Source organism: Erythrobacter mangrovi, from assembly GCF_013260645.1.
GTDB classification, from domain to species: domain Bacteria; phylum Pseudomonadota; class Alphaproteobacteria; order Sphingomonadales; family Sphingomonadaceae; genus Qipengyuania; species Qipengyuania mangrovi.
Window position 1 is genome coordinate 607908 of sequence record NZ_CP053921.1, and the last position, 23013, is coordinate 630920.

A 23013-nucleotide genomic window follows, 5' to 3' on the forward strand; every position below is an offset into this window, starting at 1 on the left:
AGGGCAGATAGGTGGTCATGGAAGAACAGCCGCCCGTGACCGAACAGCCGACACAGGGTCGAGCCCGGCGGTTGGCCTTTGCCGAGCAGGAATTGCGGCTGATTTCCTCGCTCGTGCTGCTGATCGGTCTCGGCCTGTTTTTCGCCCTCCCCTTCGTGCTGTCGATCGGCTCGGTCGTGTTCCTGCCGGTGGTTACCGCTTTGGTCCTGACGGTCATCCTTTCGCCGCTTGCCGACAAGCTCAATGGCTGGGGCTTGCCCAATGCACTGGCCTCGTTGGTGTCTTTGGTAGTTTTCTTCGCGATCCTGCTGCTTTCGGGCGCGCTGATCCTGCAGCCGGCCGTGGCCTTGTACGACGACCTCCCGGCAATGGTGCAACAGGTGATGGCCCGCTTCGGCGAGGTTCAGCAACGCTTTGCCTGGGTGGCGCAGATCAACGATCAACTCGCCATGCTGATGAACCGCGAAGGTGAACGTGAAGTTGTGCTGGCGACACCGAGCCTGCTCGAAGAGCTCGCCTTCGCAACGCCGAGCTTCGTGATCGAGACCGTGCTGACGCTGCTGATGACCTATTTCATGGTCGAGGCGCGCGTCCGGCTGCGCCAGCGGCTGCTGTTCGGGCGCACCAGCTTCGGCACCAGCATCAAGGCGGCCCGGGTGCTGCGCGAGGTCCAGGACCGGGTCGCGTCCTACATACTGACCGTCGGCTGGATCAACGCGATGGTCGGGGTGGTCGTTGCCCTGGGGGCCTGGGCCATGGGCCTGGGTGCGCCGATTATGTGGGGTGGCCTTGCCGCCCTGCTCAATTTCCTGCCCTATGTCGGGCCGATCGTGATGCTGGCACTGTTGAGCCTGTTCGGGATCGGCACCGCCGATACAATCTTCCTCGGGATACTCCCGGCGCTCGCCTACCTGGCCCTGCACACCATCGAGGCCAATTTCGTGACGCCATCGATCCTTGGCGCACGCTTTACCATGAATCCGGTGCTGATCCTGATCGCGCTGTCCTATTTTTCCTGGATCTGGGGAGTGTTCGGCGCATTGCTGTCGGTGCCGATCCTGCTAATGTTGACCGCCCTGTTCGATCACATCGGGCGGCCGAACCTGGTCGGCTTCATCTTCGGTGAACCGCTGTTCGCCAACGACCTCTTGGTCGAGGCAGAGGGCGAGCCGGACGCCTGAAATGCAAGAGGCCCGCCGCGCAATACGCAGCGGGCCCCGATTGTCAGCCGAATCCTAAATCAGGCCGGATAGGCCCAGGTCGTGCCACGCGCGAGATTCTCGCTGGCGAAGGCCCAATTGAGCTTGCCATTGACCGCGTCGAGATAGGCCGGGCGGGCGTTCTGGTGGTCGAGGTAATAGGCGTGCTCCCACAGGTCGATCACCAGCAGCGGGTTCGCCCCGGCGTCGTCGGCCAGCGTGTCGCCGTCATGCGTTTCCTCGATCGAGAGCTTGCCGCCCTTGACGGCCAGCCACACCCAGCCGCTGGCGAAGTGGCCAGCGCCGCGTTCAGCTAGCTTGGCCTTCAGCGCGTCGACCGAACCGAATTCGGCTTCGATCATGCTCTTGAGTTCATCCGACGGGGTAGTTTCCGATGCCGCCATCGAATGCCAGTAGAAGCCGTGGTTCCAGCTCTGTGCCGCATTGTTGAACAGCCCGGTGTTGGAACCGCGGGCGGCGGCAATCACTGCCTCCAGACTCTTGCCGCCAAGGTCGGTGCCGTCGATCGCGGCATTGGTCTTGTCGATATAGGCCTTGTGATGCTTGCCATGGTGGAACGACAGCGTCCGGGCGGACACGGCCGGTTCCAGCGCGGTATCGGCATAGGGCAGGTCGATAAGGGTGAATGCCATGGGGGTTCTCCAATGCTTGTGTGGCCGAAAATCCAGCCGTCCCTACACCAATGCACGGGACGCGCTAGGGTTGCAGTGGCTCTTCGCGCAGGTCGTCGTCATGGTCAACGGCAGTCGTAACCGCGACATCCATCGTCACGTTGCCGATGGTGCGCATGATGTCGGGCAGCATCTCGACTGCCACCAGCAGCGCCAGGGGCTCGACAGGCACGCCCATCGCAAGCGCAATGGGGCCGACCGAGATGACGAAACTGATCGAACCCGGCAGGCTGACCGATCCGACGCTGATGATCAGTGCCACCAACACACCGGTTGCCAAGGTCGCCGGGTCGAGCGTTGCCCCTGCGAGATGGGCGACATAGATCGCCACGGCCAGGTTCATCGCCGGGCTGGTGGCGCGGAAAATCGCAACCGCCAGCGGCAGGACGAAGTCGGCCGTCGATTCCCGGATACCCATGCGCCGCGCACTGACCAGCATCGCCGGCAGGCTTGCCAGGGAGCTCTGCGTCGATAGCGCCACCGCCTGCGCGGGCAGCATGGCGCGAGTGAAGGCAAGCGGGCCGATCCGGCCGCCCACGATCGCAACCACATAGCCGGCCAACATCACCAGCGTACCCATCGCGGTCACGGTCAGGATATAGTGGCCCAGCGTCGCAAATGCCCCGCCGCCGCCGGTCGCGGCCACGCCGATGGCCAGCGCGAACACGCCAACCGGAGCGACCGCCAGAACCCAGCCGATGATCACCAGCATGGCGTTACCCAGCGCGCGGAACAGCGCCAGCAGCGTGTCGCGTTGCCCCGTCGGCAGGCGCACGATCGCCAGCGCAAGCAGGGCGAAGAAGATCGTCAGCGGCAACATCGAAGTCTGGGCTGCCGCGGCGATGATATTGGGCGCCACCAGCGAGGTAACGAAAGAACCGACACCGGGAACCTCGCTGGTCGTTGCGGAATCGCCAGTCATCAGGAAACCCGCCGCACCTTCGGGGATGGGAAAGGCTTCGAGCAATAGCGGCATGAAAATACAGGTCGAAATCGCGCCCAGGACCAGCAGGGCGAAAATCCAGCTGATCGTGTGGCGCGCAACCCGGCCCGCCGAGGCGGCCTGCGCCATTTGCGAGATGCCGAGCACCAGAAGCGAGGCGACCAATGGGATGATCGTCATCTGCAAGGCGTCGAGCCAAATCGACCCAATCGGCGCAGCGATCATCTCGATCACCGCGAAGCCCGGCGTCCCATGCAAGGCCATCCCGAAAAGAAGGCCCCCGACCAACCCGGCCAAGGTCCACCCGGCCGGTATCCTAATGTCCATCAACCCGTTTTCTTTGTCGCTCGCCATGCCGGCACTTACTCCTGATTTTCGTTTGGCCTTAGCGGGTTTTGCCCAATGTGCCAGTTACCCGTGACAAGCGCGGCGCTTCGCGTCATGGAGCCGGTTGGGACCAAGGGAGCACCAATGGCACGCAAGTTCTTCGGCACCGATGGTATTCGCGGGCGTACCAACGAAGGCGTGATGACCGCCGCCACGGCCATGCGCGTGGGCCAGGCCGCCGGTACGCATTTCCTGCGCGGCGGGCATCGCCACCGGGTGGTGATCGGCAAGGATACGCGCCTGTCGGGCTATATGATGGAAAGCGCCTTGGTCGCAGGATTTACCAGCGTGGGCATGGACGTGATCATGACCGGCCCACTACCGACACCCGCCATCGCGCTGCTGACCCGCGAAATGCGCGCCGACCTGGGCGTAATGATTTCCGCCAGCCACAACCCGTTCGAGGATAACGGCATCAAGCTGTTCGGGCCCGATGGCTTCAAGCTGTCGGACGAGGCCGAAGCGGCGATCGAACTGCTGCTCGAACAGGAACCGCTGCTGGTCGAGGCGCACCGCATCGGCCGCGCGCGGCGGATCGAAGATGCCCGCGGGCGCTACATCCACGCGGTCAAGCAGTCGGTGGCTAGCGACATTCGCTTCGACGGCCTCAAGGTGGTGGTCGATTGCGCAAACGGCGCCGCCTACCAGGTCACCCCCTCGGCGATCTGGGAGCTCGGTGCCGAAGTCATCGCCATGGGGGTCTCCCCCGATGGCACCAATATCAACGACGGGGTCGGTTCGACTTCGCTGGGCGCAATCAAGGCGCGCGTGGTCGAGGAAGGTGCCGACATCGGTATCGCGCTCGACGGTGATGCCGATCGACTGATCGTGATCGACGAAAAGGGTGAGACGGTCGATGGCGACCAGATCATGGCCGTCATCGCCAGCCGCCTGCATGCGCGCGGCGATCTCAAGGGCGGCGGGATCGTGGCCACGGTCATGTCCAACCTCGGGCTCGAACGGTACCTGCAGGGGATCGGCCTGACGCTCGAACGCGCCAAGGTTGGGGATCGCTACGTGCTCGAGATGATGAAGGCCGGCGGCTACAATGTCGGTGGCGAACAGTCGGGCCACATGATCCTGCTCGACCACGGTACCACAGGCGACGGCACGGTCGCGGCGCTGCGCATTCTCGCCAGCCTGGTGCGTTCGGGCAAGCCTGCGAGCGAACTGCTCCATGCCTTCGACCCGGTCCCACAGCTGCTCAAGAACGTACGATACGCGGGCGGCAAGCCGCTTGAGAATGCCACCGTAAAGCAGGCCATCGCGGATGCGGAGGCCGAACTCGCCGGGAAGGGGCGGCTGGTAATCCGTCCTTCAGGTACAGAGCCGGTCATCCGGGTCATGGCCGAGGGCGACGATGCGACCCAGGTCGAAGCGATTGTCGACCGGATTTGCAAAGCCGTTGAAGGAACTATCTAATGCTTGAGATGCGCCCAGATTGCGAACGTTGCGGCACCGATTTACCCGCTGAATCGCCAGGCGCCTTCATCTGCAGCTTCGAATGCACCTTCTGCACCGATTGCGCAGACGAACTCGACGATCGGTGCCCCAATTGCGGGGGCGAACTGATGGACCGGCCGACCCGGGCGAAGAAGCTGCACGAGAAATACCCGCCTTCGACCGAGCGGAAATACAAGGGGTGAGCAAGCCGCCCCCGCGTATCCTTTCGATCGCCGGCTCGGACAGTTCGGGCGGCGCCGGGATCCAGGCCGACATCAAGACGATCACCATGCTGGGCGGCTATGCCATGACCGCGATCACTGCAGTCACGGCGCAGAACACGCGCGGGGTCCAGGGGGTGGAAGTCCTGCCTTCCGATTTCGTGATGGCGCAGGTCGAAAGTTGCCTTTCCGACATCGGCGCCGATGCGATCAAGATCGGCATGCTCGGTTCGCCCGAGATCGCGCGCCGCTTGGCCGAACGGCTCGATACATTCAGCGGGGCGATCGTGTTCGATCCTGTCATGGTCGCGACCAGTGGATCGGTCCTGGCCAACGACGATACGATTGCCGCGTTCGGGGAATTGATGCGGATCGCCACGCTGGTGACCCCCAATCTCCCGGAACTGGCTGCCCTCACCGGTCGCGACAGCCTAGACGAAGAAGACATCTTCGACGCCGCGCAGGAACTGGCCCGTGCCCAGGACACGCTGGTACTGGCCAAGGGCGGGCACGGCGATGGCGGAGAGGTGATCGACCGTATCGTCTCAGCCTCGGGCAAGCTCGCCAGCTTCGGTCACGCGCGGATCGACACGCGCCACACGCATGGCACTGGTTGCACCCTGTCCGCCGCACTGGCCACGCTGCTCGGCCACGGGCAGCCGCTGGTCAACGCCATCCGGCTGGCGCGCGGCTTCACCTTCGCGGCGATCGAGAATGCACCCGGCTTCGGCGAGGGCCACGGCCCCCTCGGCCACCAGGCGGTTCGCAAGGTGGACGAGGGGCGCGAAACCTAGCGATCGAGTTCGTAGAAGGCGCTGATATGCGCCCAGGCCTCGTCCGCCGTTTCGCACCAGCGGAACAGATCGAGGTCCTTCCTCGAGATTGTGCCTTCTTCGGCAAGGGCATCGAAATCGACCACGCGGGTCCAGAACTCCTTGCCGAACAGCAGGATCGGGATCGGCTTCATCTTGCCAGTCTGGATCAGCGTGAGCAATTCGAAGAACTCGTCGAAGGTGCCGAACCCACCGGGGAACACCGCCACGGCCCGCGCACGCAGCAGGAAGTGCATCTTGCGCAGCGCGAAGTAGTGGAAGTTGAGTGCCAGGTAGGGCGTCACATACTGGTTCGGCGCCTGTTCGTGCGGCAGGATGATATTGAGTCCGATGCTTTCTGCGCCGGCATCGCTCGCACCCTTGTTGGCCGCTTCCATGATCGACGGGCCACCGCCCGAGCAGACCACGAACTGGCGCTTGCCGTCCTCGACGATCGACTTGTCGCTGGATATCCGGGCAAGACGATAGGATTCGTTGTAATACTTGCTCTTGGCGACGAGGCTTTCGACGACGCGTTTCTCGTCATCGGGCAGGTCCTTGGCGCGCTCTAGTGCGGCTTCGGCTTCTTCCGGTGAGGGAATGCGGGCCGAGCCATATACCACGAGCGTCGAGCCCACGCCGGCTTCGTCGAGCAGCATTTCGGGCTTGAGCAGCTCCAGCTGGAAGCGCACCGGGCGCAGTTCCTCGCGCAGCAGGAAGTCCTGGTCCTGGAAGGCTAGCCGATAGGCCGGATGCGCGGTCTGCGGGGTTTGCTTGGGGTGGCTCTTGTCGAACTCGGCCTCTTGTTCGGCCGGGTAAAACTTGCGGTCGGCAAGCTCGCGCTTGTGCTTTTCTTCTTCTGTCATGGCGCGCGCGATAGGGCCGGGCGAAGCCGTCGACAAGCCACGATCGAGGAAATGGCAGGGGTGACAGGATTCGAACCCGTGGCCCTCGGTTTTGGAGACCGATGCTCTACCAGCTGAGCTACACCCCTGCAGCGCAGGCGGGCGCATTAGTATGGGCGTGGGGGAATGGCAAGGCGCATATCGCCCGACCGCGCGAACTGCTATTATGGCGACGATGCATGCCCCCACTACCCGCACGATCCCGATCGATCTGCTACTGCGCGCCTATCGCGCGGGCGTATTCCCCATGGCCGATCACCGCAGTGACGACGAGGTTTACTGGGTCGAGCCCCGCGAACGGGCGATCATCCCGCTCGACGGCTTTCGCCTCGCGAAAAGCCTGAAGAAAGTGCTGCGGCAGGACCGCTTCGCCGTTACCTGCAACCATGACTTTTCCGCGGTGATCGCCGAATGCGCCGCCCCGCGCGAGGAACACGCGGAAAGCTGGATCAGCCACCGCATCGAGGCGAGCTACACTGCGCTCCACCGTGCCGGCTATGCGCATTCGATCGAATGCTGGCAGGATGGCCGGCTGGTCGGCGGGCTCTACGGCGTTGCTTTCGATAGGGTCTTCTGCGGCGAGAGCATGTTCAGCCGCACCGACGATGCCAGCAAGGTCGCGCTCGCCTGGCTGGTCGCGGCGATGCGCCGGGCCGGTTACCGCCTGCTCGACTGCCAGTTCATGACCGACCACCTGGCGACGCTGGGTGCGGTCGCCCTGCCGCAGGCGGCCTATCTCGACCTGCTGTCGGGCTCGCGCGGTCAGCCCGCTGCGCCGCTGCCCTCGGTCGTGGCGGAGTTCGCCGGGGCTTCCTCGCCCGGAAAAGCCATCGTGCAGTCCTTGACCCAGACGTCGTAGATCGGGTGCTCGACCACATTGAGGCTGGGCGAGTTCTTGAACAGCCAGCCGGAAAAGATGCGGTCGAACTGATCGTTCGACCCGCGCTGCTTGACCAGCACCTGGACGAAAGCCCCGGTTTCCTTGGGCATTTCCCACGGCGCAGTGCGCTCACAGGCCTGCACGCGAACGATCACGTCACCCACCCGGCGCTGCTCGCCAGGTTTCATCTCGAGATCCTGGCTGACGTTGTTGCGCTTGTTGAGCAGGCCGATCGTCGCCACACGCTCGCTCATCGGCGTACCGATTGCGCCCGCATCGGCGGGTTGCGGCGCAGCCGGTGCGGTCTTCAGCGCATCGGGAATTTCGGTTTCGAGCGCGTCGGGCGCCTTCGGGCCTTCGCTGCCGCAGGCGGCGAGCAGCAGGACTCCCGAGCAGAGGGCCAGCGCCCGGTGCATGGTCACGCGTCCGGCGACCAGGCTTCGTAGTCGCCCGTGGCGCGCGCACGCATGCCGCCGCGCTCCAGCGCACCGGCCGGGCGATAGGCGGCGGCGGTGCCGGTGGCGTTCGGCGAATAGTCGGTTTCCCAGATCCGCGGCGGCGGCAGGTGGCTTTCCGGAACATCGTCGAAGGCGCCGTGGAGCCAGCCATGCCATTCGGCCGGCACGCGACTGGCGTCATTTGCACCTTCGTAGATCACCCAGCGACGCTCACGCCCGTCGGGAGCCTTCTTCTTCGAGCGGAAATAGGCATTGCCCTGCGCGTCGGTACCGACGCGCTCGCCATTGCGCGAGGACCACAGGAGCGTGCCGATGGTGGCGCCGTCCCACCAGGTGAAGATCTTGCCGAGGATGCTCATGCGGGCGCGGTTAGCCGATTCGCGAGCGATGGCCAAGCATTCCCTCGCCCGAAATCACCCTTACCATTCCACGGTGTCGCCGGGGGCGATGCCCAGTTCGGCGGCGCGCCCGCCGCGCAGTTCCAGCACGCCCAGCACCGGCCCGATCGAATAGACCGAATCGAGCGAGTAGGGCGTAGTCATCGCCGCGATATTGCTGATCTTGCGGTCCGGGCCGACGAAGATGATGTCGAGCGGCAGCGGCGTATTCTTCATCCAGAAGCTCTGCGCGGTCGTGCCGTCATAGGGAAAGATCATCCCCTCATCGTCGGGCAGCTCGGTACGGAACATCAACCCCTTGCGCTGGGCATCGGGCGTTTCCGCCAGCTCGACACGAAAGGCGTGCTTGCCGGTCTTGCCGGTCACGGTCAGCGGGATGACCGCAAGGCCGGAAACCGGGTGAGTCGCTGCCTGTGCAGCGTCGACCGCTGGGCCCGCCTCGGCGGCGACCTGCGGCGAGCAGGCCACCAGTGCACCTGCTCCGCACAGGAAAAGAATCGGTTTCAGAATGCTGCGTCCCGCGCTTCGGCGACCCATTGTTCGAGCTCCTCGATCGTGGCGGCATCCAGCACCCGCCGGGCCGCGTCGAAATCATGGCCCGCGCGCAGCATCGCGGCAAGGCGCTTTTCCCGCAGCTTATGGTGCGCATCGACATCGCGAGGCTCCGCCGCGTCGAACGGACCGAACCTGCGCCGGCGGGCAAAGGCCAGCGCCGCCTCGCGCCGCTCGCTTTCATCGGGTCCGAGTTCGGCGCGCAGGCCCTCGCCGATGTCCGCGGCCTTCAGGGCCTGGTCCACACGGCGTGCGCCATAGCCCCGCGCCAGCAGGCCCTGCGCCTTGGCCCGCCCATAGATTGCGTCATCGACATATGACTTTTCCACGAATCGGGCGATCAGCGCCTCGATGTCGGGATCGCTCTCGTCATCCCAGCCGCGTTCGCGCAATTTGCGCCGAAGATAGGCCTCGAGTTTGCCCGCACTGGTGGCGAATCGGGCCACGTAAGCGAGCGCAAGCTCCTCGATTCGCACGCGATCGAGCGGCTTGGGCGCGCGTCGTTTGCGACGAAATGTTGCACCATCCTCAACCATCGGCCATATTCGTGCCATAGTACTTATCGATTGGAAAAGACTACACGGGCGTCCGCACGCAGACGGGTGCCGTTTGGCTCATGAGGGGTGGCCGCGAGGCGCTCATAATCCACGGGTATCGCTACATAATTATGACCGACGCCGTTCTGACGCCGACGCCGAATGATTGCGACCTCCCCCGTCGCCGTTCGGACTTCGCCACATTCACCGAGGCGGTCGATTACGCCGCCCGCAGCCTCAAAGGGCTCAATTTCCACGACATGCGCGGCACGCTTGTGCGCGTCTATCCTTACGCGCAGATGCGCGAGGACGCCCTGCGGGTTGCCCGCCAGCTCGCCGCGGCGGGGATCGGCAAGGACGACCGCGTGGCGCTGGTGGCGGAGACCTGTCCCGAATTCGCCGCCCTGTTCTGCGGCTGCATGTATGCCGGGGCCTGGCCGGTGCCGCTTCCACTGCCGACCGGATTCGGCGGCAAGGAAAGCTACATCGACCAGCTGTCGGTCCAGCTCGATAGCAGCGACCCGAAGATCCTGATCTACCCGGCAGAGATCGAGGAAATGGCGGGCGCAGCGGCCGCGCGCCAGGGCTGCGAAGGCCAGAACTGGGACGATTTCGCCAAGCGCCCCGATCCGGAATGCGAGCTGCCCGAAGCCCGCCCGGAAGATATCAGCTACCTGCAGTATTCATCGGGCTCGACCCGCTTCCCGACTGGCGTCGCGGTGACGCACGAGGCGCTGCTGCATAATCTGCGCGGCCATGCCGAATCGATGGACATCGGCACCAACGACCGCGTCATCAGCTGGCTGCCCTGGTACCATGATATGGGCCTGGTCGGCTGCCTGCTCTCGCTGATCGCCAACCAGGTCAGCGTCGACTACCTCAAGACCGAACATTTCGCGCGCCGCCCGTTGGCCTGGCTCGACCTGATCAGCCGCAACAAGGGCTCCACGCTGAGCTATTCGCCGACCTTCGGTTACGACATCTGCGCACGCCGCATTTCCAGCCAGAGCCATGTCGAGGATCGCTTCGATCTTTCCCGCTGGCGCACCGCCGGCAACGGCGCGGATATGATCCGCCCCGACGTGATGCAGAATTTCGTCAATGCCTTTGCTGGCGCGGGGTTCAAGGCCAGCGCCTTCAACCCCAGCTACGGCCTGGCCGAAGCGACGCTGGCGGTTACCGTGATGCCGCCGGGTGAAGGCATCCGGGTCGAGCTGGTCGAGGAAGAGCGCCTGTCGGGCCGTCCGCGCGACCTGTCGAAACCCGCACGCTATCGCGCGATCGTCAATTGCGGCAAGCCGATCCCCGGCATGGAGGTCGAGATCCGCGACGAGAAGGGTCGCGCCAAGGGCGATCACCAGATCGGCAAGGTCTGGTGTCGCGGCAAGAGCGTGATGCACTCCTATTTCCGCAATCCCGAAGCGACCGAGGAATGCCTCGTCGACGGCTGGCTCGATACGGGTGACATGGGCTACCTCGCCGATGGCTATTTGTTCATCGTCGGCCGAGCGAAGGACATGATCATCATCAACGGCAAGAACCTTTGGCCGCAGGATATTGAGTGGGCGGTCGAGCAATTGCCGGGCTTCAACCACGGCGATATCGCCGCCTTCTCCATCGATACCGAGAATGGCGAGGAAGCGCCCGCCGTTCTGGTCCACTGCCGCGTGTCCGATCCCGAAGAACGGGTCAAGCTGCGCGACCAGATCGCCGACAAGGTTCGCGGCGTCACCGGGATGAGCTGCGTGGTCGAGCTGGTCCCGCCGCGCACGCTCCCGCGCACCAGTTCGGGCAAGCTCAGCCGCGCCAAGGCCAAGCGCCTGTACCTCGCGGGAGAGATCCAGCCGCTTGACCTGGCCGCCTGACGGTCCGTCGAAAAGCGCCGAATTCGCTTGCACTTGGGGCGCGCGCCCGCGCACAATTGCGCAATCGCCTTGAAGATCGTGTCTTAGCCCCCTAATACAGGCTGATACACTTCAATGCGCCTGCCAAACGGGAGACCCGCGCAACCATGAGCGAAAGCAAGACGCAGACCGCGACCGCCGTCGATTTCGAACTGTCCCCACCCGCCCCGGTGCCCGAAGTGACACCGGAAAAGGCGGCCGGGCTCGTCCCGGTGGGCGAAGAGGTGAAGAGTAAGCTCGAGGCGAAGGTCGACAGTTTCGTCGAAGACCTCGTGTCGGCCGACGCCAATTCGCCCGAGTTCGGCAAGAAGGTCGACCAGCTGACCAATATGGGGCGCAAGGAAATCATGGCCGCGGCCGGCCATTCCAATCGCTTCCTCGACCGGCCGATCCGCGCGATGGACAAGGATGAAGGCGTTGGCGCCAACCTTGCCGAGCTGCGCCGCGTGGTCGAGGACCTCGATCCCGGCAAGCGCGGCAAGCTGTCGGGGTCGCGCAAGATCCTCGGGATCATCCCCTTCGGCAACAAGCTGACCAATTACTTCCGCAGCTACCAGAGCGCGCAGACGCACATCCAGTCGATTCTCGGCAACCTCGCCAGCGGCAAGGACGAGCTCATCATGGACAATGCCGCGATCGACGTCGAACGGCAGAAGCTGTGGGAGTCGATGGGCAATCTCGAGCAGATGATCCACATCTCCAAGACGCTGGACCAGAAGCTCGAAGAAAAGGCCGCCGAACTCGATGCGATCGATCCGGCCAAGGCCAAGGCGATTCGCGAGACCGCACTTTTCTACGTCCGCCAGCGGACGCAGGACCTGCTCACGCAGATGGCAGTGAGCGTACAGGGCTATCTCGCGCTCGACCTGGTCAAGAAGAACAACGTCGAACTGGTCAAGGGCGTCGACCGCGCCAGCACCACCACCGTCGGCGCGCTGCGCACGGCAGTGACCGTGGCCGAGGCAATGACCAACCAGCGCCTGGTGCTGGGCCAGATCACCGCGCTCAACGAAACCACCGCAGGCATCATCGATTCCACCAGCACCATGCTGCGTGACCAGACCGGCAAGATCCACGAGCAGGCCGCAGCCAGCACCATCCCGCTGGAGACGCTGCAGCGTGCCTTCCAAAACATCTACGACACGATGGACGAAGTGGATGCGTTCAAGCTGCGGGCGCTCGACAGCATGAAGCAGACCGTCACCCTGCTCTCCAGCGAGGTCGAGAAGTCGAAGGGCTACATCGCCCGCGCAGAAGGGCAGGCGCAGGCCTCGAAGCAGATCAACGAGAGCGCCCTATTGACGGCCGAATGAGATGAGCGACCTGACCCGTGACAGCCAGCGCCTGATCGAGGAAGGCCGTCGCCTGCGCGACGACAATCGCGCAGGTGGGCGCCACCGGCGTACACTTTCGATTGGCGAAGGGTCAGCCCGGGCGAAGCGCGATCACCTGAAGAAGAAGGTCCGCAACGTCGCCATCGCATTGTTCGCGCTGTGGGTGGGCATGGGCGTGCTCGGCCTGATCATCAAGGGCCTGGGGTTCGTCGGGGTTATGGCGCTGGTGCTTTCCAGCATCGTCGCCGTGGCGGTGCTGGGCAATTACCCCAAGCTCAAGACACCCAAGCTACCCGACATCAACAAGGGCAATGTCCAGCAGATGGTCAGCCGCACGGAACTGTGGCTCGAGGCGCAGCGCCCCGCCCTGCCCGCGCCGGCGGTGACGCTGGTCGACCAGATCGGCGTCCAGCTCGACGGGCTCGGCTACCAGCTCGACGGGCTCGACCAGGACCACCCCAAGGCGCGCGAAGTGCGCAGCCTGGTGGGCGAGCAGCTGCCGCAAATGGTCGAGAGCTATCGCAAGATCCCCGCCCAACTGCGGACGGAACGGCGCGCCGGATCGACCCCTGACGAGCAATTGACCGACAGCCTCGCGAAGATCAGCGGGGAGATCGATTCGATTACGCGCCAGCTTGCCGAAGGCTCGCTAGACGACCTCGCGATCAAGCACCGCTACCTCGACTACAAGTTCGGCGAAGGGGTGGAGACCAGCCCGCAACTGGAGCACAAGAGCTGATGCGCGTCCCGATCCGCCATGGTCTCGACAAGGCGGAAGTCCGCCGCCGACTGCATTCGCGCAGCCACGAAATCGCCAATTTCATTCCGGGTGGCGTGGCCGATGTCACGACGACCTGGCCCAATGAAGACGTCATGACGCTATCGGTCGGCGCGATGGGCCAGAAGATCGATGGACGCGTGCTGGTCGAGGAGGGTCAGGTGGTGTTCGAAGTCGACCTGCCACCAATGTTGTCCTTCGTCGAACCAATGATCTCCAAGGCGATCAAGAGCGAAGGCCAGAAGTTGCTGGCCGACCACAGCGACAGCTGATCCTGGTACCTAGTTGAAGAAGCGCTGCTGGTAATAGAATGGCGCCGCGACCGGTTCGCCCGCGCGATTGGTCGCCGGGCGGAAACGCAAGCGCTCCATCACCAGCCGGCAGGTGGCCTGGTCGGTCTCGGGGAACGGGCTGGCGCGATAGATAGTGCAATTGGTTGCCCGTCCGTCCGGCTGGACGATGACCCGCACGATCACCGATGTCCCGATCCGCGCGTCGCGCCCGCCGGGAGGGATCGGGAAGTCGCGCGAGGAGTTGAGCGCACCCGAGATGATCTCCGGCTTGGTCGCCGCGCCGCCGCCTCGACCACTACCTCCATCGCCGCTTCCGGTTCCAATGCCGCTGCCTGCAGCACCGGTTCCGGACCCAGCATCGGTGGCTCCGGAATTTTCGGCCGGTCCAGTCGACGCGGCACGCGGCGCCGGCAGGTCCTCACGGACGCGTTGCTTGGGCGATGGTGCGGTAACAGGCTTGGCGACTGCTTCCTTCCCCGGGTCGCCTTGCGCGCCTTCGGGCTCGGCCGCCTCGGGTTCTTCGGGCGGCGCAGTCACGGTGACGGTAAACGCGGAGACAACCGACCGTTCGATCTGCGCCATCGGTCCCGGCGCGAAGCTACGGACCAGGCCGTAGAAGATACCCAGATGGATCAGGATGATGAGCGCGATTACCCATGGATTGGGTCGCTTCTTCAACGCTGCGTAGCGGGTAGCCTCTTCAACCATTCGGTCTCAACGGTCCATCAGTCGATCGCGTTCCGGCATATCGCTTCGATGCATAGCAGCGGAGCGGGGCTGCTGGTGCAGATAGGGCGGCCTCTCGTTAGAAAGGCCGCCCCGACTGTTTCTGCCCGGGGTTGGCACCCCGTCCTGGCTACGGTTTAGTAACCGAAGATCAGCGAAAGGCTGGCTGCGCGCGGCGCACCGATCTGGACAAACGGTGAGCTGGTGGAATTCAGGCTGCCGCCGAAACCACCCACATGGAGTTCGTCAAACAGATTGGTGACATTGAGCTGCAGGGCAACGTCCTTGCCGAAGGGATTTTCAGCGAAGGTCCAACGCACATCGAGATCGACCACCGTGTAGCCACCGACCTTTGCCGAGTAGAGGATGTTGTCCGGATCGGTAGGTGACGCATTCGCGCTATCGAAGAGCGGCCGGTTTTCGTCGTTGATCCAACGCGAGCCAGTATGCTTGACCTGCGCACCGAACTCGAACTCGCCAATGCGGGCCTGCGCACGAGCACCAATCGACCAGGTCGGAGCACCACTTTCTTCCTTTCCGGCAAGCGGAATAACGAATGTGCTGCCCACGTTGGCGGCGGTACAACCATAAATCTGGTTCTGAACTACGCCGCTGCGGATAGAGCAGGTGCCACCAACCAGGTCGTTCTTGATTTCGGACTCAGTGATCGATCCAAAGACATACAGGACTACGTCTTGATTAGGACGCCATGAGACCGAGCCATCGACGCCGTATTTGTCGACCTTGCCGAGATTCCGGAACAGAACTGTATCCTGCTCTGGGTCGTAAGCAGTGGCCAAACGATTCTCATACATCGTGTAATAGCCAGCAAGCTGCGCCTGCAGGTTGCCAGATTGCCAACGCAGACCGAGGTCGAAGCTGTCCGTCGTCTCCGGGGCAGGCTGAACACCCTCGGTACCGGCCGGGAAGAACAGCGAAGCATAGAGCGGATCGGTGCCAGGGACCGAAAGACCCTTCGCATAGTTCGCAAAGATCGATGCATCACCAAAGGCATAGGTCGCGCCCAGGTTCGGCAGCAGTTTGTCGTACTTATACGTGCGCGACTGCGGCAAGGCGTAGTTTGGATTTGCGGCTTCGTAGGCCGTGGTATCCTGGGATCCGAGACAATCGATGAAGCCGCGACCCGCATCGGGCGTGGTCGTGAAGCAATTCTGGTTCAATTCACGCTTGAAGAAAGGTGCGCGCAGACCAAGGACAGTGGTCAGGTTGCCGAACTCACCGCGATACTCACCCGAGATCTGATTGAGAGTTGCATAGGACAGGCGATCACGCTTGTTGAGAACATCGCCATTCGACGTCAGCAACGGATCATTGATCGGGAAGACATCAACTGGTTCGCCATTGGGCAGCAGGAACGTTGTCGATCCGGTTTGGCGGTGGCGTGCACGGTCCCAGGTATAGGCCAGGCGGAGGCGGTGCTCCGGGCTGATCTCATAGGCAAGCGACGCAATCACGCCAAAGCGATTGGTTTCGGTGTGGCTGGGGTCAATACCACCAACGCTGTCGAGCAGATCGCCATCGCCGTTGAGGTCGCGGCCGAAGTAGTATCCACCCGAGATGAAGCCAGTGTAGTTGACACCGCCAACGTTGCGGAAGCCTTCGCGAAGATCTTCCGGACCGCCGCCATTCGCCTTCACATACTGGTAGCTTGGATCAACGGTGAGAACGAGCTGATCGGAAAGCGTGAAGCGCGACGCCCCGCGGATGTTTCCGGTATTCGAGGGGTTGTAGCGTCGATCGAACTCGGCGCCGCAGCCATTGCGATCCGAGTAGGTTTCAGCCGTTCCGTTCACGCCACCAGCGCCAAAGATCGTGCCTGGCTCAAGCGTACAGGGATAGTTGATGTCGTAGAAGCGATCCGCCTTTGTGGTCGGAAAATTCGGCAGAGTGAACGAACCGAAGAAATTGTTGCGGTTCTCGTTGTAGTGACCGGCCACAGCGATGAAGTCGCCGTTGTCGCCGATGTCCTGCCAGATGCGGGCGTTGTACTGTTGCTTTTCTACTTCACCGTAGTTGTTGAACGGGTTGTTGTAGCGAGTGTAGCTGGCGGAGAAGAACGCCTTTGTGCCGAAGCCGGTAAAATCACCCGTATCGATCATTCCGAATCCACGCATATACAGGCGAGACCGGCCAGAATTGTCACCGCTAGGGAAAGTGTCGCCGACGGTGATCGTGCCGGTAATGGCGAACTCGTCGCTAGGCTCGCGAGTCCGGATATTGATCGTGCCACCCACAGCCGAGGCAGTCGGGCTATCGACATCGGTCACCCCGAGGTTGACGTTGACCTGCTCCAGCACTTCGGGATCGACCTGCTGGTTGGTGTAGAGGGCATAATTGCCCGAATCGTTGAGGGGCAAACCGTCCAAAGTCTGCGAAATACGATCGGCGCTGAAACCACGAATGGTGAAGCTGCCACCTGACGAACCCCAGGGGTCATTATTCTGGAAGCTTACGCCCGGAATGAGGTTCACGATTTCGTTCACAGTCTGGCCAGGGCGCTGTGCGCGAATGATCTCTTCGGTCAGGACCTGCTTCGCTTTGGGAGTATCGGGAATTTCGACACCCCCTACACCAGCAACACGCGCGCCGCTGACGATGATGACGCTGCCTTCCTCGAAGTCGACCGAACCGGTCGATTGCGCTGCGGCGGGCGCTGCGATGAAGGTACTTGCGGTGATGCTGGCAGCCGACGCGGCCAGGAGATACTTGAACTTCATAGGTTGGAACCCCTCGTGTCCTTGCAAAGAGAGAAATGCGGGAAGTGGCGCCCGGTTATTTGATCTACATTGCGGCCAAGCTGTGATTTTGTGACAGAGTCAAGACAACCGTGGCCGCCATGCGCCAATCGGGCATGCGGCACGAATTTATTTATTCTATCTTAATGACTTACTGGTGTTGCATATTTGCCGCGTCGGCAAATTTTCGCAAACATTGCGCTTTTACAACACTCAGAGCCCGCGCCCCTCTTCAGGCAAGATTAATCTCGCGCAGGCGCTGCAGCAGGAAATCATGGCTCGAGATCGGAGCCGGATGATCCTCCGGATGCGTCGGGTCAATGCAGCCGGGTAGCGTCTCGATCACATAGTCGGGCCGGAAGTGCAGGAAGAAGGGCATCGAATAGCGCGCGCGATAGGCTGCTTCGCCACGCGGGTTCACGACGCGGTGCGTGGTCGAGCGCAGCTGGCCATTGGTCAGCCGGTCGAGCATGTCGCCGACGTTGATCACCAGCGCACCTTCGGGCACTTCCACAGCCTTCCATTCGCCCTGCTTCGTCAGCAGTTCGAGCCCGGCCTCTTCGGCGCCGAGCAGTAGCGTGATCGTGTTGATGTCCCCATGTGCCGCGGCCCGGATCGCACCTTCGGCTTCCGCGCCTTCGAGCGGCGGATAGCGCAGCAGGCGCATGACCGAGTTGCCGTCCTCAACGGTGGGCGCGAAGAAACAGCGATCGAGCCCCAGATGCAGCGCGATCCCTTCGAGGACGCGCCCACCAGCCGTTTCGAAGGCCGAGTAGAGCTCAGTGAAAGTATCGCGGAAGCCTTCGACCTCGCTCGGCCAGATATTGGCGGCCATGTATTCGGCGAGCGGGTGGCCTTCGGGCAGCTCGCGCCCGACGTGCCAGAATTCCTTGAGGTCGTGGACCTTGGCATCCTTGGCCTTCTCGACCCCGAACGGCGTATAGCCGCGGGCACCGCCGCCACCCGGAATGTGATAGGCTCGCTTGGTCTCGTCGGGCAGTGCGAAGAATTCCTTCGACAGCGCTTCGGCGCGGTCGATCAGCTCCTGCGGGATGCCGTGGTCGCGGATGACAGCGAAGCCATATTCCTCGAAGCTGCGGCCCAGCTCGTCGGCGATGCTCTCAATTGGCTGTGCCAGCGACACAACCGCGATATCGGTGTTCGAATCGGTCATAATGGGGCGGCCCTTAATACGGTAGGAAGAGTCCCGCCAGCGCCGCGCTCATCAGGTTGGCGAGGCTGCCGGCAGCGAGCGCCCTGATACCGAGCCGGGCGATGACCGGTCTTTGATTTGGCGCAAGACCACCAGTGACCGCCATCTGGATGGCGATCGAGCTGAAATTGGCGAAGCCACAGAGAGCAAAGGTGATGATCGCGCGAGTGCGGTCGCTCAGCGAGCCGGGCTCCATCGCACCGAGATCGATGAAAGCGACGAATTCGTTGAGCACGATCTTGGTGCCGAACAGCCCGCCTGCCGTGCCGGCTTCGGCCCAGGGCACGCCCAGCAGGAACATGACGGGGGCGAAGACGAAACCCAGGAGCTTCTGGAACGAGAGATCGGGCATGCCAAGCCAGCCGCCGATGCCGCCGAGGATGCCGTTGGCGAGCGCGACCAGCGCGACAAAGGCAAGCACCATGGCGCCAACTGCGACCGCCAGCTTTACCCCGGTCTGCGCGCCCTGAGCCGCAGCCTCGATGATATTGGCGGGCTTGTGGCCCTCCTCGAAAGTCTCGGCGACTTCGACTTCATGTGGCTTGTCGCCTTCGGTGATCGCTGCCGGACCTTCGCCGCTAATGCGCGCCTGGGGCAATGCGATATCGCCCTCAACGTCCGCCAAAGGTTCGATGTCGTCGGGCATGATGATCTTGGCCATGAGGATACCGCCCGGTGCCGACATGAAGGCTGCGGCGAGCAGGAATGGCAAATACTCACTGCCGAGCAGGCCAGCATAGGCAGCGAGGATCGTCCCCGCGACACCGGCCATGCCGACACTCATCAGCGTGAACAGGCGCGATGGCTCGAGCGCCGCGAGATAGGGGCGTACGACCAGCGGGCTTTCCGACTGGCCGACGAAGATATTGGCCGCCGCCCCGAGCGATTCGACCCGGCTGATGCCCGTGACGAAGCCGATAGCCCCGCCGACCCAGCGCACCACGCGTTGCATGATACCAAGGTGGTAGAGGATGGAGACCAGCGCGGCGAAGAAGATGATCACCGGCAGGGCGCCCAGCGCGAACGTGTTGGCCAGCGGATTGGTCTCGTTCGGACCGAACAGGAACTGGGTCCCCTGCCCGGCGTAGGACAGCAGCGCCGCGACACCATCGGCCATGCCCTGGATGACAGCGCGCCCGCCGCTGGTGCCGAGCACGAGGAACGCCATGAAGGCTTGCAAGGCAAAGGCCGCGCCAACCACGCGCAGCTTGATCCGTCGCTTGCCTACCGACAGCACGAACGCGATGAGAAGGATCGCCAGTATGCCGACGATATTGATCAGGATTGGCGGCATGCAGGACCCTTTGTGGAGCGGCAAGTTGCGGATGAAATCAAACGCTGTCTTGCGCGTGGCGGGGCGTTAGTCAATTTTCACCCCCAAGGGCAGTCCTGCCTTGTAAACAGCTACCGAGGATAGTTCATGCCCAGCGACACGCCGACCGCGACACACGCGCACACCAACGGCATCCCCCGCGCGATGTTTGTCTACACGCTGCTCTATGGCGGTATGACCGTGCTGGCCGGCGTGCTGGCTTATAAGCAGGTCCAGTTGTGGCCGAGCGACCTGGCGGTCGAAGCGGGGATCTTTCCCTATCTCCTGCTGGTGGTCATTTCGAGCACGCTCGCGCAGCTTTACGGCCAGGCACGGGCCAATCTGCTGGTGATCTGGGGCTTCGTTCCCCTGGCGATCTCTGCAGCACTGATCCTGCTCGTGCTGGGTCTGCCCGCTTCGCCAGACATGGGTGCGGATCGCCTGGGCGCATTCGAGACGGTGCTGTCCTCCACCCCGCGCATCATGGCCGCCGGCCCTGCCGCCTACGGCGTATCGTTGCTGCTCAACGTGTGGATCTTCTCGAAGTTGCGCGGGACCGGCGAAGGCAGCAGTACTGCGTCGCTAATGGCCCGCGGGGCAATCGCCAGCGCGCTCAGCCAGGCAATCGATTCGGTGATCTTCATCACCCTGGCCTTCTATGGCGAGTTCCCGATCGCCAACCTGCTGGTCGGCCAGGTCATCGCAAAGGTCGTGCTGAGCCTGCTGCTGGTGCCGTTTCTGATCACCGGCGGGGTTGCTTTCGCCCGCTGGCTCGACGCCCGCTGATCAGGCGGAACAGCTCGCCCCGCCGAGCACGCAGAAACGCGCGCAATGCGGATGGTTGAGAGCGACCGGGCGTGACGCCTCGGCCAATGTCCCGCCCATGTCGAAGCCTGGGTCGTAGGGGATCAGGGTGCAGGCGACGACGCGCGGTGCGGGCTCGCCCTTGCGATGCACCACCATGCGGCTGGTCGCGCACATGATGTCGCGCGGATCCTTGCCGAGAATGTCCCAGCAGGCGCTGGTGATCTCGGCCACGTCCTTGGCCGCGTCCATTTCCGGGAATAGCGACAGCCTGGCGGGGTCCGCGGCATCGACGGCGATCCCCTCACGCGCAAAGAGATCGGCGTAAGCCGGGCGCGCGTCAGCTTCGCTCTCGCCTGGTAGCAGGCGCCCCGCCACGGCGATCGAGAAGCCATTCGCCGAAAGCCAACGCAATCCGTCCAGTGCGGGTTCCCAGCTGCGCGGGCCGCGTTCGGCCTCGTGGACCGGGCCGCTATGGTGGTCGAGGCTGACACGCAACGTCAGCTTGCTTCCGAACCGTTCGCGCAGTGACAGCAATGCCGCCTCGTGCCGGCGCATCGGCTTCATCGCATTGGTCAGCACCAGCGCTTCGAAGCCCCGACCCAGCGTATCTTCGAGCATCGCCAGCATGTCCGGGTTCATGAAAGGCTCGCCGCCGGTGAAGCCGATCTCGCGCGTGCCCATGGCCTGCGCTTCGTCGAGAAAGCGCGCCGCATGGTCGGCGGACAGATAGACCAGCGCATCGTTGGTCGGGCTGCTCTCGATATAGCAGGTCGCACAGGCAAGATTGCACAGCGTACCGGTATTGAGCCACAGCGTCTCGAGCTTCGTCAGTGCAACACTGGCCCGCTCTTCGCCCTTTGCCGTCACCCGCGGATCAGCAAACTTCTCTGCGGGCAGCGGTGCGGCCTCGACCGCAAAGGGCGAAGGGCCGGTCGGCACATTGCGGCTGGCGCTGCGCGTCGCCATCAGGCGAAGGTCCGGCGCAACTTCGCCACCAACCCGGCGTATTTCTTGGGCAGGCTGCCGAAGACGGTGGGCTCCCACGCAGAGAAGGCCGCCGCCTTCGAGATCTCGCTGCGGGTCGGGTAACTGATGATCGCGCTGCCAAGCGCAAAGGTGTTGCTCTTGCCGGTGATCATCTGCGTAAAGGGCAACAACAATTCCCCGGCATTCTTGCCGACAATGCTCACGCCGAGCACCTTCTTGCCCTTCAGCACCATCTTCATGTGGCCCTTGGTATAGCCTTCGGCGATCGAGCGCTCGTTTTCGGCGAACTCTTCCTTGACGATGGTGACGCCATCGCCGTGCTGCGCGCGCGCCTCTGCCTCGGTCATGCCGATCTGCGCCACTTCGGGCTCGGTATAGGTGCACCAGGGCAAGGCCCGGAAATCGACCTTGGTCGGCAGGCCGGTGACGATCTCGAGCGCGACGTTCGAGCCTTCATAGCCCGAGACATGGGTCAGGCGAGGTCCGTCGCGGCAGTCGCCGATGGCATAGATACCCTTCACCGAAGTGCGGCGTCGTGCATCGGTAGCAAAACCGTTCTTGCCGGGAGCAATACCGATCTCTTCCGCACCGAAGCCCGCAACCCGTGCCTTGCGACCGACCGCCACCAGCAGGTGCGTACCGACAACGGCTTCGCCTCCATCAGTGTGGACGGTCACGCCGCCGACACCACCCTCGATCTTGGTAGCCTTGTCGGTGACGAAACGGATGCCTTCTTCGCGCATCACTTCCATCACGACTGCGACCGAGTCCGGATCGTCGCGACCCATCGGCTTGTTCAGCTCGATCACGGTGACCTCACTGCCCAGGCGACGGAAGGCCTGCGCCATCTCCATGCCGATCGCCCCGCCACCGATGATGACGAGATGACCCGGCTGCTCGGGTAGTTCGAACAGGTTCTCGTTGGTCAGGTAGGGCACCGTGTCGATCCCGTCGATCGCCGGCACCAGAGGTTCGGACCCGGTGGCGATTACGATCCGCGGTGCAGTGAGCGTGCGCCCTTCAACCTCGACCGATTGCCTGCCGGTGATGCGGGCACGGCTGGTGAAGACCTCGCAGCCCATTTCCTCGAAGGTCTCGACCGAATCGTGGTGCTCGATCCCGGCGATGGCATCATGGATGTGCTGGCGAACGCCCGACCAGGAAACCTGCGGCGGCGCAAGCGTAACGCCAAAGCGGGTCGCCTCGCGCGCTTCGCCCGCCCGCTTGGCCGCGCCGATCAGTGCCTTCGACGGGACGCAGCCGTTATTGAGGCATTCGCCACCCATCTTGTGACCTTCGATGAGCGCCACCTTGAGCCCGAAAAGCGCGCAGCCACCAGCTGCGGTAAGCCCGGCGGCCCCACCACCAATCACAATAACATCATGGGTGAATTTCATCGCTTGTCCCGTAACCTATAATGCTGGAGATGCGAAACCTTAGTCGCGACGTGCCCCTCCATTTCGCTAGCAGGGACAGC

Annotated in this window: 23 protein-coding genes and 1 tRNA gene; 10 read left to right on the plus strand and 14 right to left on the minus strand. The window is 63.3% G+C overall.

Annotation, left to right across the window (positions count from 1 at the left end; all coding sequences use genetic code 11):
• Positions 1–17: 17 nt before the first annotated feature.
• Complete coding sequence (locus HQR01_RS03110; RefSeq protein WP_173212471.1) at positions 18–1181, plus strand: AI-2E family transporter; 1164 nt, start codon at positions 18–20, stop codon at positions 1179–1181.
• A gap of 59 nt (positions 1182–1240) precedes the next feature.
• Here HQR01_RS03110 and HQR01_RS03115 read toward each other — a convergent pair whose 3' ends face one another.
• Both HQR01_RS03115 and HQR01_RS03120 read right to left on the minus strand, forming a co-directional pair.
• On the minus strand, positions 1241–1852 hold the full coding sequence (locus HQR01_RS03115) for a superoxide dismutase (protein ID WP_173212473.1): 612 nt from the start codon (positions 1850–1852) through the stop codon (positions 1241–1243).
• Between the two features lie 64 nt (positions 1853–1916).
• Entirely contained in the window at positions 1917–3188 is a 1272-nt protein-coding gene (locus HQR01_RS03120) for a dicarboxylate/amino acid:cation symporter (protein WP_173212475.1), read from the minus strand.
• 117 nt (positions 3189–3305) lie between these two features.
• Between HQR01_RS03120 and glmM the strand changes: the two genes are divergently transcribed.
• The 3 genes from glmM to thiD are packed head-to-tail and all read left to right on the plus strand — an operon-like array spanning position 3306 to position 5679.
• The gene (glmM, locus tag HQR01_RS03125) at positions 3306–4643 is read left to right on the plus strand and encodes a phosphoglucosamine mutase (protein WP_173212477.1); all 1338 of its coding nucleotides are present in this window, start codon (positions 3306–3308) and stop codon (positions 4641–4643) included.
• Positions 4643–4867: a DUF1272 domain-containing protein gene (locus tag HQR01_RS03130; protein ID WP_173212479.1), complete on the plus strand. Its 225-nt coding sequence runs from the start codon at positions 4643–4645 to the stop codon at positions 4865–4867. The genes glmM and HQR01_RS03130 overlap by 1 nt, the downstream gene beginning before the upstream one ends.
• Positions 4864–5679 (plus strand): bifunctional hydroxymethylpyrimidine kinase/phosphomethylpyrimidine kinase, encoded by an 816-nt coding sequence (thiD, locus tag HQR01_RS03135; RefSeq protein WP_173212481.1) that lies wholly within the window; start codon positions 4864–4866, stop codon positions 5677–5679. The genes HQR01_RS03130 and thiD overlap by 4 nt, the downstream gene beginning before the upstream one ends.
• On the opposite strand, the gene HQR01_RS03140 is transcribed toward thiD, so the two are convergent.
• Together HQR01_RS03140 and HQR01_RS03145 are read right to left on the minus strand one after the other, a co-directional pair.
• Complete coding sequence (locus HQR01_RS03140) at positions 5676–6563, minus strand: LOG family protein (RefSeq protein ID WP_173212483.1); 888 nt, start codon at positions 6561–6563, stop codon at positions 5676–5678. The genes thiD and HQR01_RS03140 overlap by 4 nt on opposite strands.
• 52 nt (positions 6564–6615) lie before the next feature.
• Positions 6616–6691: transfer RNA gene (locus HQR01_RS03145), tRNA-Trp, on the minus strand.
• An 86-nt stretch (positions 6692–6777) separates the two neighbouring features.
• Here HQR01_RS03145 and aat point away from each other — a divergent pair.
• Positions 6778–7461 (plus strand): leucyl/phenylalanyl-tRNA--protein transferase, encoded by a 684-nt coding sequence (aat, locus tag HQR01_RS03150; RefSeq protein WP_173216098.1) that lies wholly within the window; start codon positions 6778–6780, stop codon positions 7459–7461.
• Here aat and HQR01_RS03155 read toward each other — a convergent pair.
• The 4 genes from HQR01_RS03155 to HQR01_RS03170 are packed head-to-tail and all read right to left on the minus strand — an operon-like array spanning position 7365 to position 9444.
• Positions 7365–7898: a DUF2155 domain-containing protein gene (locus HQR01_RS03155; RefSeq protein ID WP_173212485.1), complete on the minus strand. Its 534-nt coding sequence runs from the start codon at positions 7896–7898 to the stop codon at positions 7365–7367. The genes aat and HQR01_RS03155 overlap by 97 nt on opposite strands.
• 2 nt (positions 7899–7900) lie before the next feature.
• Positions 7901–8299, minus strand: a complete 399-nt coding sequence (locus HQR01_RS03160; protein WP_173212487.1) for an NADH:ubiquinone oxidoreductase subunit NDUFA12 — start codon at positions 8297–8299, stop codon at positions 7901–7903.
• Positions 8300–8359: 60 nt separating this feature from the next.
• On the minus strand, positions 8360–8875 hold the full coding sequence (locus tag HQR01_RS03165) for a DUF192 domain-containing protein (protein WP_173212489.1): 516 nt from the start codon (positions 8873–8875) through the stop codon (positions 8360–8362).
• On the minus strand, positions 8842–9444 hold the full coding sequence (locus HQR01_RS03170) for a regulatory protein RecX (RefSeq protein ID WP_234030234.1): 603 nt from the start codon (positions 9442–9444) through the stop codon (positions 8842–8844). Before HQR01_RS03170 ends, HQR01_RS03165 begins: the two co-directional genes overlap by 34 nt.
• Positions 9445–9557: 113 nt before the next feature.
• Between HQR01_RS03170 and HQR01_RS03175 the strand changes: the two genes are divergently transcribed.
• From HQR01_RS03175 to HQR01_RS03190, 4 genes are all read left to right on the plus strand, one after another.
• Positions 9558–11291 carry a fatty acyl-AMP ligase gene (locus HQR01_RS03175; protein ID WP_173212491.1) on the plus strand — a complete coding sequence of 578 codons (1734 nt, stop codon included), beginning with the start codon at positions 9558–9560 and terminating at the stop codon, positions 11289–11291.
• Positions 11292–11437: 146 nt separating this feature from the next.
• Positions 11438–12643 carry a toxic anion resistance protein gene (locus tag HQR01_RS03180; RefSeq protein WP_173212493.1) on the plus strand — a complete coding sequence of 402 codons (1206 nt, stop codon included), beginning with the start codon at positions 11438–11440 and terminating at the stop codon, positions 12641–12643.
• Between the two features lies 1 nt (position 12644).
• Entirely contained in the window at positions 12645–13403 is a 759-nt protein-coding gene (locus HQR01_RS03185) for a hypothetical protein (protein ID WP_173212494.1), read from the plus strand.
• The gene (locus HQR01_RS03190; protein WP_173212496.1) at positions 13403–13714 is read left to right on the plus strand and encodes a polyhydroxyalkanoic acid system family protein; all 312 of its coding nucleotides are present in this window, start codon (positions 13403–13405) and stop codon (positions 13712–13714) included. Before HQR01_RS03185 ends, HQR01_RS03190 begins: the two co-directional genes overlap by 1 nt.
• A gap of 9 nt (positions 13715–13723) precedes the next feature.
• Here the strand turns inward: HQR01_RS03190 and HQR01_RS03195 are convergent, their stop codons facing one another.
• From HQR01_RS03195 to HQR01_RS03210, 4 genes are all read right to left on the minus strand, one after another.
• Positions 13724–14443: an energy transducer TonB gene (locus HQR01_RS03195; RefSeq protein ID WP_173212498.1), complete on the minus strand. Its 720-nt coding sequence runs from the start codon at positions 14441–14443 to the stop codon at positions 13724–13726.
• 155 nt (positions 14444–14598) lie between these two features.
• Positions 14599–17199 (minus strand): TonB-dependent receptor, encoded by a 2601-nt coding sequence (locus HQR01_RS03200; RefSeq protein WP_173212500.1) that lies wholly within the window; start codon positions 17197–17199, stop codon positions 14599–14601.
• Positions 17200–17449: 250 nt separating this feature from the next.
• A complete protein-coding gene (locus HQR01_RS03205; RefSeq protein WP_173212502.1) occupies positions 17450–18391 on the minus strand; it encodes an isopenicillin N synthase family dioxygenase in 942 nt (313 codons plus the stop codon).
• A 13-nt stretch (positions 18392–18404) separates the two neighbouring features.
• Positions 18405–19724 (minus strand): NupC/NupG family nucleoside CNT transporter, encoded by a 1320-nt coding sequence (locus HQR01_RS03210; RefSeq protein WP_173212504.1) that lies wholly within the window; start codon positions 19722–19724, stop codon positions 18405–18407.
• Positions 19725–19850: 126 nt separating this feature from the next.
• Here HQR01_RS03210 and HQR01_RS03215 point away from each other — a divergent pair, with 126 nt between their 5' ends.
• Positions 19851–20528, plus strand: a complete 678-nt coding sequence (locus HQR01_RS03215; protein ID WP_173212505.1) for a queuosine precursor transporter — start codon at positions 19851–19853, stop codon at positions 20526–20528.
• Here HQR01_RS03215 and HQR01_RS03220 read toward each other — a convergent pair whose 3' ends face one another.
• Positions 20529–21515, minus strand: a complete 987-nt coding sequence (locus HQR01_RS03220) for a radical SAM protein (protein ID WP_173212508.1) — start codon at positions 21513–21515, stop codon at positions 20529–20531. It abuts the gene before it with no gap.
• Positions 21515–22933, minus strand: coding sequence for a dihydrolipoyl dehydrogenase family protein (locus HQR01_RS03225; RefSeq protein ID WP_173212510.1), 1419 nt, complete (start codon positions 22931–22933; stop codon positions 21515–21517). Before HQR01_RS03225 ends, HQR01_RS03220 begins: the two co-directional genes overlap by 1 nt.
• Between the last annotated feature and the right edge of the window lie 80 nt (positions 22934–23013).